The organism is Pseudomonas sp. GM33 (assembly GCF_000282295.1).
Classification (GTDB): Bacteria; Pseudomonadota; Gammaproteobacteria; order Pseudomonadales; family Pseudomonadaceae; genus Aquipseudomonas; species Aquipseudomonas laurylsulfatiphila.
The window spans coordinates 1-16,255 of record NZ_AKJO01000148.1; the positions used below are offsets into that span (position 1 = coordinate 1).

The following is a 16,255-nucleotide window of genomic DNA, read 5'->3' on the forward strand; positions in this document are numbered from 1 at the left end:
CGGCTGCCGGCAAGCCGGTGGGGGTGCGCATTCGCAGTCTCAAGGATGTCGAGCGCGAAGGCGTCGTGGCCTTGCCGGGCGTGTGCATCGATGAACTGGATATCAGCGTCAGCAACTACGAGCATCCACGGCCGGAACTGCTGCGTTGCGATGATTCACGCATTGTCGAGGAGAGCGTGCACAGCCATTTGCTCAAGTCCAACTGCCCGGTCACCAGCCAGCCGGACTGGGGCAGCGTGGCGGTGGAGTACCGTGGTGCGGCGCTGGATCACGCGAGCCTGCTCGAGTACATCGTCAGCTTCCGTCAGCATTCGGACTTCCATGAGCAGTGCGTGGAGCGGATCTTCCTTGACCTGCAGCGGTTGCTGAAACCGGAGAAACTGACTGTGTATGCGCGTTATGTGCGTCGTGGCGGGCTGGACATCAACCCGTATCGCAGCACTGAAGCGGTGCAACTGCCGAACCATCGCCTGGTCCGCCAGTAACGTAACCCTGTGGGAGCGAGCCTGCTCGCGAAAGCGTTATGACATTCAACATCAATGATGACTGACACACCGCATTCGCGAGCAGGCTCGCTCCCACAAGGGGCTGTATTGCCAGGCGCAGAAACGAAAAAACCCCGCCATCGCCAGCGGGGTTTTTTGCATCAGGAGGGGCTCAGATTCCCATATTGACCAAGGCCTGCCCGATGTTGCGCAGGGTCCCGGCAAGGGTCGGGTGTTCGAGTTCGAAGCGTTCGACGGCGAGGTTGACGTTGTCGGCGATACTGGAATCTTTGGTCTTGGTTTCTAGCTCAAGCTCAAGTTCGATCTGTTGCATCAGCGCGTGCAGATCTTCGCGTTCAGCTTCGGACAGTGGAGGATTCTGTTCCAATTGCTCGCGCAGGGCATTGAGCTGTTCTTGCAGTTCGCGGGCAGGCATGGCGTTCTTCCTTCTCTCGATTGGCACTGGCATAGACCGCAGCGGTCCGCCAAAGGTCTATGGCTGACCTTTAGATTAATCCACTCCTGTCTAACCTGCATGATCTCGATCAGGGCTTTTCGCCTTTGATCCGGCGCAACTGGATGTCTGCCAGGCAGGTGTCGAGTTCACCGAGGTGATCGATCACCGAATGCACGCCCAGGCCGAACAGTTGCATCGTGGCCTTGCCGCGTTTGATGTCGCGCTCCTGCTGGGTCAACGCTTGCCATTGCCGGGGCGTCAACCCGCACAGCGAACCGCAGGACGCCAGGCCGATGGTCCACAGCCCGGCATTAAGCCCCGCTTGCAGTAGGCGAGGCTCTCCACTCACCAGTACACAGCCGTCGAGTCGGTCGACGTTCAGGGTCATCAGGGCTTGCCAGCAGGCATCCGGGGCGGGCCATGGGCAAATTGTTGCCGAATGTTGCGATGGTTTGATCCATTCCGGCAGCGCAGCCGCCAGGGTCTGGCTGAGGTTCGGGGGCAGTTCATCGAGCCAGGCACAGGGGATTTGCTGACGTTGCAAGCTGAGCAGGCTGTCCAGTGCGCCGGGTGTGGACTCTGCGTGCTCGGCCGAGTGGCTACCGTGGCGCTGCGTGTGTGCGCCGAAATCCACCAGGCAGCCACTGAGGCCGAACAGTACGGCGGTCAGGCGGGGTGCGGTTTGGGGCAAGGCTTCGGCGAGCGGCATATGGACGTCCCTGAAATAGTCTGAATGCTAGTCGGCGACGGTGACAGTTGAGTGACATGGATGTGAATCGCTCACATTTGGCACGATTCCTCCGGCGCGGGATGAGTGCAAAGTGCCTTAAACGGCGTTTACGTCTTATACTTGCCCACTTATTGCCCGGGCCATGCGCCCGAGCCGGTACAAACCAAGGAGTTTTTTTCTATGCGCTGGAGCAATCGTCTAGCCAGGATTTGTGTATGCGCCAGTGTGATGCTGGTTCCGTTCGTTGCCCAGGCAGCCTCGGAAGATGATCCTTGGGAAAGCGTCAACCGCCCGATCTACAAGTTCAACGACGTGATCGATACCTACGCGCTGAAGCCCCTGGCCCAGGGCTACCAGTACATAACTCCGCAGTTTGTCGAGGACGGCGTTCACAACTTCTTCCGCAACATCGGCGATGTGCGCAACCTCGCCAACGATATCCTGCAGGCCAAGCCTCGTGCCGCAGGCGTTGATACCGCACGCATCATTTTCAACACCACCTTCGGCTTGCTGGGCGTGATCGATGTCGGCACCAAAATGGGCTTGCAGCGCAATGATGAAGATTTCGGCCAGACGCTGGGTTACTGGGGTGTCGGCAGCGGCCCTTATCTGATGCTGCCTCTGCTGGGTCCAAGCACCTTGCGTGATGCACCGTCCAAGTATGTCGACAGCTACACGGGCGCCTATCGCTACGTAGACGACGTTCCTGTGCGTAACTCCTTCTACGCCCTGGACATCATCGATACGCGTGCCAACCTGCTGTCGAGCGAAAAGCTGATCACGGGCGACAAGTACACCTTCATCCGTAATGCGTACCTGCAGAACCGGGAATTCAAGGTGAAAGACGGTAAGGTCGAAGACGATTTCTGATTTCGACCGGTAAACCGAAAAGGCGGCCATCAAGGCCGCCTTTTTTGTGTTTGAAGATTCGCACGGGGATGAAATCGCGCTTTTCACTGTAGTCCAGACCCGTTTGACTCGTGTGTTCGAACCTTCCATTGGGTTACGGATTTGACTGTTCTTATAACTCTCGGTGATTTGACAAACAAAGACGTCAAGCGACCATCGGCGTGAGCTTGAAACGCCCCGCGGATGGGAGTACCGTCTGCGCCTTAGAAGGGCACCTCTGGTGTACACGTGTGTAGGGCAAATGCCCGAAAGCGGTGCGACAGAGAGGCTAGAAAGCGAATCCAGTAGTGAGTGCCGGGTCATAATCCCCGCCTGCTACGCCAACCTAATTCTGGCGCCGTTTGCCCACATGCCAAAAACCAGTGCCACGCTGCTGATAATCGATGATGACGAAGTAGTGCGCGCGAGCCTCGCCGCCTATTTGGAAGACAGTGGTTTCAGCGTCTTGCAGGCCAGCAATGGCCAGCAGGGTCTTCAGGTATTCGAGCAAGACAAGCCCGACTTGGTCATCTGCGATCTGCGCATGCCGCAGATGGGCGGACTCGAACTCATCCGCCAGGTAACCGAGCTGTCGCCGCAAACACCGGTGATCGTGGTGTCGGGTGCCGGCGTGATGAACGACGCGGTCGAGGCCCTGCGCCTGGGCGCGGCGGACTACCTGATCAAGCCTCTCGAAGATCTGGCCGTGCTCGAGCACTCTGTGCGCCGGGCCCTGGATCGCGCGCGCCTGCTGCTGGAGAACCAGCGCTACCGCGAGAAGCTGGAGAAGGCCAACCGCGAACTCGAAGCCAGCCTGAACCTGCTCCAGGAAGACCAGAATGCCGGTCGCCAGGTGCAGATGAACATGCTGCCGGTCAGCCCGTGGACCATTAACGAGTTCAAATTTGCTCACCAGATCATCCCGTCGCTGTACCTGTCGGGTGATTTCGTCGACTACTTTCGCGTCGACGAGCGTCGGGTAGCGTTTTACCTGGCGGACGTTTCCGGGCATGGCGCCTCTTCAGCCTTCGTCACCGTGCTGTTGAAGTTCATGACCACGCGCTTGCTGTTCGAATCCAAGCGCAGCGGCACCTTGCCGGAATTCAAGCCTTCAGAGGTTCTTGGTCATATCAACCGGGGCCTGATCAGTTGTAAGCTGGGTAAACACGTCACAATGGTCGGTGGAGTCATCGACGAGGAGACCGGTTTGTTGACCTATAGCATCGGCGGTCATTTGCCGTTGCCAGTGTTGTACACGCCAGACAGTGTTCGTTATCTGGAAGGGCGTGGCCTGCCGGTGGGCCTCTTCAACGAGGCCACCTATGAAGACCACGTGCTGGAATTGCCACCGACGTTCAGCCTGACGCTGATGTCTGATGGCATTCTGGACCTTTTGCCAGAACCCACACTCAAAGAAAAAGAAGCGGCGTTGCCCCAAAGGGTCAAGGCGGCGGGCGGCACCCTGGATGGGCTGCGGCAGGTTTTTGGATTGGCCACGCTAGGGGAGATGCCGGATGATATCGCCCTGTTGGTGTTGAGCAGGAATCTTTGATGAGTACCGGTAGAATCCAGTTCGCCGAGCAGGACGGCACCTTCGTCCTGAAGTTCGTCGGTGAAGTTCGCCTGACCCTGTGTTCGGCGTTGGATGCGACTATTGAGCGGATCTTCAGCGCGTTGAATTTCAACGCGATCGTGATCGATCTGACCGAAACCCGCAGCATCGACAGCACCACGCTTGGCCTGCTGGCCAAGCTGTCGATCCTGTCGCGGCAGAAAGTCGGACTGCTGCCGACCGTCGTCACCACCCACGAAGACATCACGCGGCTGTTGCAGTCCATGGGCTTCGAACAGGTCTTCAACATCGTCGACAAGCCGGTGCCCTGCCCGGAATGCCTGGACGACCTGCCAGACCAGGATCAGTCCGAAGAAGTGGTGCGGATCAAGGTGCTCGAAGCGCACAAGATCCTCATGGGCCTGAACGACACCAATCGTGAAGCCTTCCATGACCTGGTGAATGCGCTCGAACGCCACTGATCCCTTGAGGTGATGCGCTCTTGTCTGGCTAAACACAGATTCGCCATTCACCACAATCCACTGTGGGAGCGGCGGTGCGGCGATCCCACATTGGTTTTGCACTGAGCGCACGATTCGGTTTCGACCCACAATCCCCGTGAGTACGAGATTGCTGACAAAAAAGGGCGAACCCGTGAGGGTTCGCCCTTTTTGCATGACACCCGTTCAGATCACAGCTTGGCCTGCAACAGCGCCTCAAGCTTCTCCTGATCCCGCGCGAACTGACGAATACCTTCAGCCAGTTTCTCGGTCGCCATCGCATCTTCGTTGGACAACCAGCGGAACTGCGACTCGTTGAGGCTCAGGCGCGCTTCGCCGGCGTGGCCAGGCGCCAGTTTGCGCTCCAGTTTGCCGGTATCCGCTGCCAGCTTGTCGATCAGGTCCGGGCTGATGGTCAGGCGGTCGCAGCCGGCCAGTTGCTCGATCTGGCCCAGATTGCGGAAGCTCGCCCCCATGACCACGGTCTTGTAGTCATTGGCCTTGTAGTAGTTGTAGATGCGCGTCACCGACTGCACGCCCGGATCATCCGCGCCGGTGTAGTCATTGCCGTTGGCTTTCTTGTACCAGTCGTAGATACGGCCCACGAACGGCGAAATCAGGAACACCCCGGCATCGGCACAGGCGGCGGCCTGGGCGAAGGAGAACAGCAGGGTCAGGTTGGTCTGGATGCCTTCCTTTTCCAGGATCTCGGCGGCGCGGATGCCTTCCCAGGTGGAGGCGATCTTGATCAGTACGCGGTCGCGGCCAATCCCGGCCTTGTCGTACAGCTCGATCAGGCGATGGGCGCGTTTCAACATGGCATCGGTATCGAACGACAGGCGCGCATCCACTTCGGTGGAAATGCGGCCCGGGATCACTTTCAGGATTTCCTGACCCACGGCCACGCCAAAACGGTCGCTGGCCAGGCCCACATCCCCCTTGCAGTCGTTGACGCTGGCGTTCAGCAGCTCGGCATACGCAGGAATGGCCGCGGCCTTGAGCAGCAGGGAAGGGTTGGTGGTGGCGTCCACCGGTTTAACGCGAGCGATCGCTTCGAAGTCGCCGGTGTCGGCAACCACGGTGGTCATTTGTTTGAGTTGTTCCAGCTTGGAAGTCATGAGCGTGCTCTGTCCTATGGGTCTGATGACATTACCCGAGCGCTGACAGCCACTCAAGGGCGTGTACGTGTATAGACGGCCCCTGCGGCAACAACCTGAAAACAATTGTTTGAAAGGCGGGGCGTGGTATCGATGAATACGATGCCGAAACGCCCCACAGGTTCAACGAGACCGACCGTTAACGCCCTTCGAGCAACGCCGCCGCCTGATCCAGCAGCGCCAACGGGTCTTTCGCCTTGTGAATGTCCACCGACAACAACTGCCGGAACTTGCGCGCCCCCGGAAACCCGGTGCCCAGGCCCAGCACATGTCGGGTGATGTGGTGCATCGAACCACCGGCATCGATATGCGCCGCAATATAGGGCCGCAGCTGCGCCAGCGCCTCGGCGCGACTGATCACCGGTGCCGTGCTGCCAAACAGCTGTTGATCCACCTCGGCCATCACATACGGGTTGTGATACGCCTCGCGGCCCAGCATCACACCGTCGAAGGTCTGCAAATGCTCGTGGCAGGCCTCCAGCGACTTGATGCCGCCGTTGAGAATGATCTCCAGCTCCGGAAAATCCGCCTTCAACCGCGCCGCCACGTCGTAGCGCAGGGGCGGGATGTCGCGGTTCTCTTTCGGCGACAGGCCCTCCAGAATCGCAATCCGGGCGTGCACGGTAAAACTGGTGCACCCGGCATCCCGCACCGTGCCGACGAAATCACACAACTCTTCGTAACTGTCCCGGCCATTGATCCCGATACGGTGCTTGACCGTCACCGGAATCGACACCGCATCACGCATCGCCTTCACACAATCGGCCACCAACTGCGGATGCCCCATCAGGCACGCACCGATCATATTGTTCTGCACCCGATCGCTCGGGCAGCCGACATTCAGGTTCACCTCGTCGTAACCATGCTCCTGCGCCATGCGCGCACACGCCGCCAGGTCCAGCGGCACACTGCCGCCAAGCTGCAGGGCCAGCGGATGCTCGGCCTCGTTGTGGCGCAGGAAACGCTCGTGATCGCCGTTGAGCAAGGCTCCGGTGGTGACCATTTCGGTGTAGAGCAGGGCGTTTTTCGACAGCAGGCGCAAGAAGTAGCGGCAGTGGCGGTCTGTCCAGTCCATCATGGGCGCGACGGAGAAACGGCGGGAGAGCGGGGCGGGTGTGGCGTTGGCTGCGGACATTGGGAATCTGGAATCGGTGAGGCTGGGAGGTGGGGGAGTTTATCAGGATTGGGATGACGGGGCTCAGGAGTCCGAATACCGGCAATCAAGTCTGTTTAAATCAGCACGAAAATGCCGGATATTTCCCGCAACACACGTCCCCATCGCCCACATTACACTCCCTTAGCCACCCGGATAGCCTTTTTGCGTCGCTGCAAACTCAGCGACAAGGGTGTGGAAGCCCTTCACAAGATCTGGGCGCAGAGGCGCCACCTGAATTTAGGAAGGCGCTTTTTTCATGTCTGCTGTTAAATTATGGCGGCTGTGCGCGGGGTACTTTCGGGTGCGTCGGGTTCCTGGATCCCCGGTCTTCCACACCGGCGCACAGCTGCCACCCCATCATGTGGAAGTGATGCTGCGCTGAATGTCCTCACAACCGATCTGGCCTGCAAGCTCGAAGGCTCGCCACGCAGTCTGGCGCTGTCGATTCAGCAGTTGGCGGTGGTGGGGGAGTTGTTGGTGAATCGGGCGTTGGACAATGTCCTCAATCCAGTGAGAGATCGTCAGGTGCGCACGGTTCCTGAACCAACGCTGTCCCCCACACCAAGTTTCATGATGTCCAGCACAGACGAGGCATAGGATGACCGCCAAATGTCATGTTCCCCGCGCCTCAACCCACAGGAATCAAAAAATGATCGCAAACCTCGTCAAAGTCTCGCTGATGGCCGGTGCTTTGTTGTTGAGCGCCTGTTCGGGTGTGAGTGCTCATGGTGATTACTCGGCTGACTCCGTGCAGCCGGCCGGCTTTGGCCCGGGGCCCGCCAATAGCACCGCCAACAAGATGAGTTTCCATGGCAGTGCGCTGGGCAATAGTTTTGGCGAGTACAGCTCGAGTTTGCTGCACGACGATTGATACGCGCTGCACAATCAACAAGGGCGCTCCTTCGGGAGTGCCCTTTTTTGTGCGAAAAAAACGATGCATTACTTCGCGTTTGGCACCGCCAGCCACTGCCGCCGAATCTTCTGATAATTGCCCGTCGCCTTGGCCAAATGCAGCCACTGATCGACGTACAGCTTCCAGGTGAAGTCGTCACGGGGCAGCAGGTACGCTTTTTCGCCGTATTGCAGGTAGTGCGTCGGGTTGACGGCGCACAGGCCCGGCTTGAGCTTCTGCTGATACAGCGCCTCCGATGCGTCGGTGATCATCACGTCGGCTTTTTTATCCAGCAGTTCCAGAAAGATGCTCACGTTGTCGTGCAGTTGCAATTGCGCCTGGGGCAGGTGGGCGTGAACGAACGCTTCGTTGGTGCCGCCGGCGGGTTCGACCAGGCGAACCGAGGGTTGGTTGATCTGTTCGACAGTCTGGTACAGCGCCTGGTCTTCGCAACGCACCAGCGGAATTTTGCCGTCGACATCCAGGATGTTGCTGAAGAAGGCTTTTTTCTGCCGTTCCAGGGTGACCGAGATGCCGCCCATGGCGATGTCGCACTTGCCGGCGAGCATGTCGGGCATCAGGGTTTTCCAGGTGGTGGGCACCCATTCGACCTTGACGCCAAGGCTGTCGGCCAGGGCGTGGGCCATGGCGATGTCGATGCCGGAATACGCGCCGTCCTCGGCCTTGAGCGTGTAGGGCTTGTAGTCGCCGGTGGTGCAGACGCGCAGTTGTCCCTGTTGCATGACGCTGTCCAGATGCGAAGGTTCTGCCTGGGCGCCAAGGGAGAGTGCGAGCAAGCCGCCGAGCATCATTGCTCTTTTGATTTTCGTCATTGTTATCGGGCTTTTGTGCTGGAGTGGTTTTGAAAGGGGGAGTGTAGTGAAACTTTCACCGGTGTGAAAAATCAATGCCCGCTGAAGATGGCTTCAACCTTGCCTCAGTATCGCGCTCACTCGGCCTTGATAAATTACGGCTGATTTTCCGCTCAGGGGTAGAACGTTGCCAGGTGGTTGGTTTACGTCAGAAGCGTTACTCAATCGAGCATTACTTCAAACGTCCAGCCGCCTTGCGATAAACCTGCTCACGTTCCCGTTTATCCACGGCGACCACAAAAACAGTAATTTCCTGGTCAATCACTTGATAGACCAAGCGGTAACCGCTGCTACGTAGTTTGACCTTGTAGCAGTCGGGAAAACCATGCAGGCGGTTAGCTTCAATGCGTGGACTGTTCAGGATCTCCACCAGCTTCTTCTTGAGCTGCTGTCGGACTGTGTCGCCAGGTTTTTGCCATTCCTTCAATGCACGGGCATCAAACTCAAGGCTATAGGTCATCTATGGAAACCCTGACTCGTTGAGGAGATGCAAGCCGTTCCCGCACAGTGGCCAATAGAGCCTCATCGTCTTCAGTCATCAAGACAGGCTTGAAAGGCAGCTGACCACGCTCCGCCACATATTGCAGGGTCTGGCGCATCAGTTCGGAAGGCGTGACGCCGAGTTTTTCCAGTTCGAGATAGGCACGAGCTTTGAGGTCGTCATCGATACGGATGTTGATAGATGCCATGGGACAGGTTCTCATGTAATGACACTGGTCATTACATTGAATCAAGAGTTCCTCATTGGCAAGTCCGCTGAGACGTACGGCTAATTTAGAGAAAATTCGTACTCGGGAGGATGAAAGTGCCAACCAGCCACCGCCTGGGCCATTGCCCGGCCTGGCTGGCCCAAGTTTAAATCAGTACTTAAGTGTCAGAGATTTCCCCCTGAAGATGGCTCATTCCACTTCCGGGCTCAACGTCCCCAACCACGCCACCAATCCCACAATCAAAACCGCCGCGGCCATTTCCGCTACCACACTGCGCCGAAGTGCATGGGCTGCCACGCGATACTGGCCCTCCCGCAATGATCGCTCCAGCAAGGGCCCAAGATGAAAGCGGTTCAGCGCCGCCAACACCAGCATCCCGGCAAACAGCAGCACTTTGATCGCCAGCAGAATTCCGTAGTGGCTGAGTAAAACCTCATCGAGTCTCGGCCCGAGGATGAACAGGTAGTTGACCACGCCCGTCACGGTGATGATCACGACGACCAGGGCACCGACAAGCTCGAATCGCCTGATGGCGTGAGCCAGCAAACGTATGTGCGCTTCGGTTTGCAGGGCCCGTGGTTGCGCCATCAACGCAAACGCCAGCAGCGCGCCGAGCCAGGCGCCCGCCACCAGCAGGTGCAGGATGTCCGTCGTGAAGTGCCAGTAACGACGGCTGCCTTCGTCCATGGCTCCATGTCCGCTCCAGGCCAGGCTGGCGAGGGCGATGCCGCCGGCCGTAGAGGCGATCGCCAGGCTGAGGCCGGGGGCGCGTGGGTTGAGCATCACCGCCGAACCCGCGACCCCCAACGCAATCATCCGCACGGCCCAGGCCATCCCGACGTCTGTCTCGAACAGCATCATCTCGAGGTGAGGGCGTAGCTCGGCTATGTCTGATTCGCCGCTCATGGCGCGGACCATCAGCACCATGCCGGCGATGGACAACAGTGCACCGAGCCCGGCAGTTCCCGTCAGCCATCGGCGAAAGGGCAGCACCGTCCCGGATCGTCGTTCCTGTCCTTTAAAGCTGTAGAGCCCGAACAGCGCCACGCCAAACAACAGCATCAAATCCACATACAACACAAACCGCAGAACGACGTTGGCCGAGTCGCTCATCGATCATTTCACTTTGAAGGTGACGTTGCCGGTGATCGGGTGGGTGTCCGACGACACCGCGCGCCATTCGACCTTGTAGGTACCGGCAGTCAAAGGTGTTGTCGGGGTAATGAGCATGGTTTTCGGATCGCTGCCGCCGCTGACCTTGGCCTTGACCGGCATCGGGGCGTGGGCCATGCCGGCCATTTCGGTCATCAGCAGTTTGGCGCCGGAAAACTGGGTGACGAGGTTTTCGGAGAAGTGCAGTTCGATCTTGTCGGGCGGCGCACCTTCTGCGCCTTCCACTGGAGTGGAGGTGAGCAGTTTGGGGTGCGCTTGAGCGAGGGTGCTCATGAGCAGGCCGCTGAGTAACGCGATAACGACGGCGGTGGGTTTGATGATGCGCATGCAAGGTCCTTTACCGCTCGAAGCGGTTGTTGTTGGTTTTGGGTGAGTCTGTTCAGAACCACATCCGAACACCGAGCACGAGGCGGGCTTCGCTGCGATCCTCGCCTTCGTCGTTGGCGTAGTCGGCGGTGTTGCCGTAGGTACGGTTCCAGGTCACGCCGAGGTAGGGCGCGAATTCCCGGCGGATTTCGTAGCGCAGGCGCAAGCCCGCCTCAGTGTTGGACAGCCCCGCGCCGATGCCCCGTTGCGGATCGTTTTTGCCGTAGGCATTGAGTTCGACGGTCGGCTGCAGGATCAGCCGGTTGGTCAGCAGGATGTCGTAGTCGCCCTCCAGCCGCACGGCGCTCTGGCCGCCTTCGCCGATGAAGGCCGTGGCTTGGGCCTCGAAGTTGTACAGCGCCATGCCTTGCACGCCGAACGCGGCCCAGGTTTGCGGGGCGCCGGGTTTGAAGTCCTGGCGCACGCCGCTGACCACGTCCCACCACGGGGAAATCGCGTGGCCCCACAGGGCCTGGATTTCCGCATCCTCGGTCACGCCGTTGGTGCGCTCGCCTTCGGAGCGCAGCCACAGGCGATCGATGTCACCGCCGACCCAGCCGGACAAATCCCAGGCCAGGGTGCTGCCGTCATCGGCGTCCTGCCATTCGAGTTTGTCGGCGAGGAAAAACGAATTGAGTGTGTTGTCGTGCACATGGTGCCCGGCGGGATCGACATACACCGCCGCGCGATCGGCATCGGTCAGCAGCGGGATCGGCGTACGGCTTTCGCTGGGGGCGGCGGGCTGCATCTGGCCTTCGTCCATGCTCTGCATCTGGCTGTGATCCATGCCTTGCATCTGGCCATGGTCCATCTGGCTATGATCCATGCCTTGCATGCCGTCGCTGGCGGCCATTGCCGTCGAAGTCATGAATGCAAAAAAAACCGGGGTGAATCGAATCATGGGGTGCGCCTCATTCTTCCACGCGAACTTCACGGAACATGCCCATTTCCATGTGGTACAGGAGATGGCAGTGATAGGCCCAGCGGCCGAGCGCATCGGCCGTGACTCGATAGCTGCGCCGGGAGCCTGGTGGCATGTCGATGGTGTGCTTGCGCACCATGAACTGGCCGTTCTCGTCTTCGAGGTCGCTCCACATGCCGTGCAGGTGGATGGGGTGCATCATCATCGTGTCGTTGACCAGCACGATCCGCAGCCGCTCGCCGTACTTGAGGCGCAGGGGCTCTGCATCAGAGAACTTCACACCGTTGAACGACCAGGCGAATTTTTCCATGTGTCCGGTCAGGTGCAGCTCGAGGGTGCGGCCAGGCTCGCGACCGTCCGGGTCTTCGAAGGTGCTGCGCAGGTCGGAGTAGGTGAGCACGCGGCGCCCGTTGTTGCGCAGGCCCATGCCGGGGTCGTCGAGTTTCGGTGCAGTGGACATGGCTTGCATGTCCACCAGCGGGTTGTCGGTTTCCGAGGCAGGGTGGGACTGCATGCCGGGCATGTCGCCCATGGCCATGTTGCTATGATCCATGCCTGCCATGCTGCCGTGGTCCATGCCGGCCATGCCCATGTCATCCATGGTCACCAGGGGGCGTGGGTCCAGTGGTGGCAGCGGCGCTACCAGTCCCGCCTGCACCGCCAGGGTGCCGCGTGCGTAGCCGGTGCGATCCATCGCCTGGGCGAACAGGGTGTAGGCCGCCTCGGTCGGTTCAACGATAACGTCGAAGGTTTCCGCCACGGCAATGCGAAACTCGTCGACGCTCACCGGTTTGACGTGCAGGCCATCAGCGGCGACCACGGTCATTTTCAGGCCGGGGATGCGCACGTCGAAGTAACTCATGGCCGAGCCGTTGATGAAGCGCAGCCGCAGCTTTTCCCCTGGGCGGAACACCCCGGTCCAGTTCATGTCCGGCGCCTGGCCGTTCAACAGGTAGGTGTAAGTGGCGCCGCCGACGTCCGCGAGGTCGGTGGGGTTCATCTTCATTTCGGCCCACATTTTGCGATCGGCGACGGTCGGCCCCCAGCCTTTTTCGCTGACGTCGTGGATGAAGTCGCCCACGGTGCGCTTGTTGAAGTTGTAGTAATCGGACTGTTTTTTCAGCGTCTTCATCAGGTCGACCGGGTCTTCGTCGGTCCAGTCGCTGAGCATCACCACGTAGTCGCGGTCGTACTGGAACGGCTCCGGGTCCTTGGCGTCGATCACCAGCGGGCCGTAGACGCCGGATTGTTCCTGCAGCCCCGAATGGCTGTGATACCAGTAGGTGCCGTTCTGCCGCACGGTGAACTGGTAGACGTACACACCGCCCGGCTCGATGCCCTTGAAACTCAGGCCTGGTACGCCGTCCATGTTGGCCGGCAGCAAGATGCCGTGCCAGTGAATGGAGGTGCTGTCCTTGAGTCGGTTGCGCACCCGCAGCGTCACCGTATCGCCTTCACGCCAGCGCAGCAGCGGGCCGGGAATGCCACCGTTGATGGTCAGTGCAGTGCGCGGGGTGCCGGTGAAGTTGACCGGGGATTCGCCGATGAACAGGTCGAAATCATTGCCGGCCAACACTTGCGGTTCGCCGGGACTGCTGATCGCCCAGACCGGCGTGCGCCATAACCCGAGGCCGCCGAAGAGCCCGCCGATGGCCAGGCCTTTGACGAAGGTGCGTCTTGAAGTGTGGGAGTGCATGCCGTGTGTTCCGCCCGTCAGCCTGTTGAACTTGTCGACGAGGCTAGCGGGCGGTGCCTTTCAGCAGGCTGAGGCGAAGATTACAGTTTTGACAGGTTGGACGTCGCTTTCTGGCTTGAAGTGGATTTTTCCCTTGAGGCCACGGTGTCGCCGCCGCAGTTGATGTAGGAGGACGACTTCAACCAGCGCTGGTCCGGGTAGTAGGAAAACAACAACTGGCCGTCCTTCATCGAATCAATCAGCCGATGGGCAATCGCCGGTCTGACGGCCGGGCAACCCAGACTGCGGCCGATGCGGCCATTGGCGCGGGCCAGCACCGGGCTGACGTAGGGTGCGCCGTGAATGACGATGGCCCGGTCAAAGGCGTTGTCGTTGAAACCGGGCTCCAGGCCTTCCATGCGCAGCGAGTATCCGTTCTGGCCGAGATAGCTTTGCTGGGTGCGGAACAGACCGAGGCTGGTGGCGTGGCTTTCATTCTGGTTGGAGAACAGCGTCGCCATGTTTTCGCCGCTGTTGCGGCCATGGGCGACCAGTTCGTGAAACAGCAACTTGCGCCGTTTAAGGTCGAAGACCCACAGGCGTTGTTCAGTCGAAGGCAGGGAATAATCGATCACCGCCAGTCTTTGGGCTGGGGCGACGCCTTGGGCACGGCTGCATTGGGTGGCGCGAACGGCCAGGGCGATCACTTTGGCGTCGGCGCCTGGTGCTGCTTTGACCAGCGCGTTTTCAAGCGAATCGGCGTAGGCTGACGTTACTGAAAGGCACGTCAGTAAAATGGCAAATAAAAGGCCAAAGCGGTTTAGCGCCATAGTCGGGTCTCATCATGATAATTTCGAGTCTAGCAGCGAGCGCAAAGCTGGCGCCGTTGAATCAGGGGATTAAGGATTATCCATGGTGCAATTAACAAGGTCATTCGTCATAAGCCGCATGTTTTTTATGGGCTTTCTGATCAGCGGTGCAGCATTTGCGCAAACTTCGCCGATTGAGTCGGTATCTGCAGCGAGTAGCACAATTGATGCCGCGGCGCCCGACGATGCGGTTGGCCAGGCGATTCAGGCAACGCTGGAACCGCTGCGCTCGGCGTTTCCACCATTGCTCACGTCAAGGCGCCATCAGCGTGTGGACGTCAGCCGGGTGGTGCTGGATTTCTATATGCATCGCAACTATCGCGCCGCGTGGACGGATGATCGTAATGTGGTGCAGTTGCTCAAGAGCCTCGAAGACACCCGGATCGACGGCCTGACCCCGACGGATTTCCGTATCACCGAACTGGCCCAGGCCCATGAATCGCTGATGGCCGCCATGCCGTCCACGGCGCAGCGGGCGATGTTCGACATGGCGGCCACCCGCACCTTCATCACCGCGCTGCTGCAACTGCGCCGGGGCAAGGTCGATCCGTCGCGGCTGGACATTCACTGGAATTTCGATCCTGCCGGCGGCGGTGCCCGCGAGGACATGGACAACCTGTTCGCCGCTCTCGATGCCCATGACGTGGCACGTGCATTCGCCGAGGCGCCTCCCCAGGAAGAGATTTACCGCAATTTGCGCGAAGGCCTGGCCCGGTTGCGCCAGGTGCGTGATGCGGGTGGCTGGCCGAAAGTCACCGAAGGCCAATCGCTCAAGTCCGGCATGGATGGGGTGGCAGTCGGACAATTGCGTGCGCGCCTGGTGGCGGGCGGGTACCTGGACCCGCACCTGGCCAAAAAAACCGGTTACGACGACAAGGTCATTGCCGCGGTGAAGAAGTATCAGACCGAGCAATACCTGGGGGCCGATGGCGTGGCGGGGGCGGCGACGCTGGCGGCGCTGAACGTGCCGGTCGAGGCGCGGATCGATCAGGTGCGGGTCAACATGGAGCGCGCCCGCTGGCTGCTGTACAAGCTTCAGGGCACGTTCGTGATCGTCGATATCGCCGGCTACAAGGTGGCGATGTACCGCGACGGTCTGCCGATCTGGCGTTCGCGGGTGCAAGTCGGCAAGCCGGTGCGCAGTACGCCGGTGTTCCAGGCCGAAATCACCTACATCACGTTCAACCCGACCTGGACCGTGCCGCCGACCATCCTCAAGCAGGACGTGATTCCGAAAGTCCAGAACGATCCCGGCTATCTGGCGGCCAACCGGATTCGTGTGCTTGATCGCGAAGGCAATGTGCTCGATCCGTCGGACGTTGACTGGAGCAACCCGCGAGGCATCCACCTGCGTCAGGATGCCGGCCCCGACAGTTCATTGGGGCAGGTGGTGATCCGCTTCCCCAACGACTACGCGATCTACCTGCATGACACGCCGCACCGCGAGCTGTTTGCCAAGACGGTCCGGGCCACCAGCTCGGGCTGCATCCGCGTGGAAAACCCGCTGCAACTGGTCGAGTTGTTGTTCAACGACCCGGTGCGCTGGAACAGTGCCGGGATTCAAAAGCAGTTGGCCAATGGCAGGACCGAGAATATCCAGCTGCCGGTGAAGGTGCCGGTGCTGCTGGCCTATTGGACCGTGGACCTGAGCACTGACGGGCGGGTGACGTTCAAGCCGGACATTTATGATTACGACACCCGGGTGTTGCAGGGCTTGAGCCAGCCGACGAAATTGCCTCCCCTGGACTTGCGTCGGGCAGAGATCCCGCTGGTGGTGACGGGGCAGGGCCAACAGTAACCAAAGATTGAAAAGATGCCTCGGGAGCGCCATTTTTTGGGGTTTCCACTGGT

General features: G+C 59.8%; 17 protein-coding genes and 2 pseudogenes. 7 read left to right on the forward strand and 12 right to left on the reverse strand.

Going from position 1 to position 16,255, the window contains the following annotated elements; all coding sequences use genetic code 11:
* Positions 1-485: pseudogene (locus tag PMI26_RS05235) on the forward strand (7-cyano-7-deazaguanine reductase); the annotation flags it as partial.
* A 172-nt stretch (positions 486-657) separates the two neighbouring features.
* On the opposite strand, the gene PMI26_RS05230 reads toward PMI26_RS05235, so the two are convergent.
* Positions 658-921 carry a DUF4404 family protein gene (locus PMI26_RS05230; RefSeq protein ID WP_007978605.1) on the reverse strand — a complete coding sequence of 88 codons (264 nt, stop codon included), beginning with the start codon at positions 919-921 and terminating at the stop codon, positions 658-660.
* A gap of 109 nt (positions 922-1,030) precedes the next feature.
* A complete protein-coding gene (locus PMI26_RS05225; RefSeq protein WP_007978607.1) occupies positions 1,031-1,651 on the reverse strand; it encodes a hypothetical protein in 621 nt (206 codons plus the stop codon).
* A gap of 201 nt (positions 1,652-1,852) precedes the next feature.
* On the opposite strand from PMI26_RS05225, the gene PMI26_RS05220 reads away from it, so the two are divergent.
* The 3 genes from PMI26_RS05220 to rssC all read left to right on the forward strand — a co-directional run bounded on the left by PMI26_RS05220 (position 1,853) and on the right by rssC (position 4,594).
* Positions 1,853-2,542, forward strand: a complete 690-nt coding sequence (locus tag PMI26_RS05220; protein WP_007978609.1) for an MlaA family lipoprotein — start codon at positions 1,853-1,855, stop codon at positions 2,540-2,542.
* A 388-nt stretch (positions 2,543-2,930) separates the two neighbouring features.
* Positions 2,931-4,112, forward strand: coding sequence for a two-component system response regulator RssB (rssB, locus tag PMI26_RS05215; protein ID WP_033048238.1), 1,182 nt, complete (start codon positions 2,931-2,933; stop codon positions 4,110-4,112).
* Positions 4,112-4,594, forward strand: coding sequence for an anti-sigma factor antagonist RssC (gene rssC / locus PMI26_RS05210; protein WP_007978612.1), 483 nt, complete (start codon positions 4,112-4,114; stop codon positions 4,592-4,594). The genes rssB and rssC overlap by 1 nt, the downstream gene beginning before the upstream one ends.
* 209 nt (positions 4,595-4,803) lie before the next feature.
* Here rssC and tal read toward each other — a convergent pair whose 3' ends face one another.
* On the reverse strand, positions 4,804-5,730 hold the full coding sequence (gene tal, locus PMI26_RS05205; RefSeq protein ID WP_007978614.1) for a transaldolase: 927 nt from the start codon (positions 5,728-5,730) through the stop codon (positions 4,804-4,806).
* A 178-nt stretch (positions 5,731-5,908) separates the two neighbouring features.
* On the reverse strand, positions 5,909-6,904 hold the full coding sequence (gene dusA, locus PMI26_RS05200) for a tRNA dihydrouridine(20/20a) synthase DusA (protein WP_007978616.1): 996 nt from the start codon (positions 6,902-6,904) through the stop codon (positions 5,909-5,911).
* Positions 6,905-7,294: 390 nt separating this feature from the next.
* Between dusA and PMI26_RS32015 the strand changes: the two are divergent.
* Together PMI26_RS32015 and PMI26_RS05195 are read left to right on the forward strand one after the other, a co-directional pair.
* A pseudogene (locus tag PMI26_RS32015) lies at positions 7,295-7,522 on the forward strand (DUF6124 family protein); the annotation flags it as partial.
* Positions 7,523-7,574: 52 nt separating this feature from the next.
* The gene (locus tag PMI26_RS05195) at positions 7,575-7,796 is read left to right on the forward strand and encodes a hypothetical protein (RefSeq protein WP_007978618.1); all 222 of its coding nucleotides are present in this window, start codon (positions 7,575-7,577) and stop codon (positions 7,794-7,796) included.
* Positions 7,797-7,864: 68 nt separating this feature from the next.
* On the opposite strand, the gene PMI26_RS05190 is transcribed toward PMI26_RS05195, so the two are convergent.
* From PMI26_RS05190 to PMI26_RS05155, 8 genes are all read right to left on the reverse strand, one after another.
* Positions 7,865-8,626, reverse strand: coding sequence for a transporter substrate-binding domain-containing protein (locus PMI26_RS05190; protein WP_007978622.1), 762 nt, complete (start codon positions 8,624-8,626; stop codon positions 7,865-7,867).
* Between the two features lie 235 nt (positions 8,627-8,861).
* On the reverse strand, positions 8,862-9,149 hold the full coding sequence (locus tag PMI26_RS05185; RefSeq protein WP_007978623.1) for a type II toxin-antitoxin system RelE family toxin: 288 nt from the start codon (positions 9,147-9,149) through the stop codon (positions 8,862-8,864).
* A complete protein-coding gene (locus PMI26_RS05180) occupies positions 9,139-9,378 on the reverse strand; it encodes a type II toxin-antitoxin system RelB/DinJ family antitoxin (RefSeq protein ID WP_007978625.1) in 240 nt (79 codons plus the stop codon). Before PMI26_RS05180 ends, PMI26_RS05185 begins: the two co-directional genes overlap by 11 nt.
* Before the next feature lie 210 nt (positions 9,379-9,588).
* On the reverse strand, positions 9,589-10,512 hold the full coding sequence (copD, locus tag PMI26_RS05175; protein ID WP_007978627.1) for a copper homeostasis membrane protein CopD: 924 nt from the start codon (positions 10,510-10,512) through the stop codon (positions 9,589-9,591).
* Positions 10,513-10,515: 3 nt separating this feature from the next.
* A complete protein-coding gene (gene copC / locus PMI26_RS05170) occupies positions 10,516-10,899 on the reverse strand; it encodes a copper homeostasis periplasmic binding protein CopC (RefSeq protein ID WP_007978629.1) in 384 nt (127 codons plus the stop codon).
* A gap of 52 nt (positions 10,900-10,951) precedes the next feature.
* On the reverse strand, positions 10,952-11,839 hold the full coding sequence (locus tag PMI26_RS05165) for a copper resistance protein B (protein ID WP_007978632.1): 888 nt from the start codon (positions 11,837-11,839) through the stop codon (positions 10,952-10,954).
* 10 nt (positions 11,840-11,849) lie between these two features.
* Positions 11,850-13,556: a copper resistance system multicopper oxidase gene (locus PMI26_RS05160; protein WP_007978634.1), complete on the reverse strand. Its 1,707-nt coding sequence runs from the start codon at positions 13,554-13,556 to the stop codon at positions 11,850-11,852.
* Between the two features lie 80 nt (positions 13,557-13,636).
* Complete coding sequence (locus tag PMI26_RS05155; protein ID WP_007978636.1) at positions 13,637-14,365, reverse strand: murein L,D-transpeptidase catalytic domain family protein; 729 nt, start codon at positions 14,363-14,365, stop codon at positions 13,637-13,639.
* 82 nt (positions 14,366-14,447) lie between these two features.
* Here PMI26_RS05155 and PMI26_RS05150 point away from each other — a divergent pair, with 82 nt between their 5' ends.
* Positions 14,448-16,202: a L,D-transpeptidase family protein gene (locus PMI26_RS05150; RefSeq protein WP_007978639.1), complete on the forward strand. Its 1,755-nt coding sequence runs from the start codon at positions 14,448-14,450 to the stop codon at positions 16,200-16,202.
* The last annotated feature ends 53 nt before the right edge of the window (positions 16,203-16,255 follow it).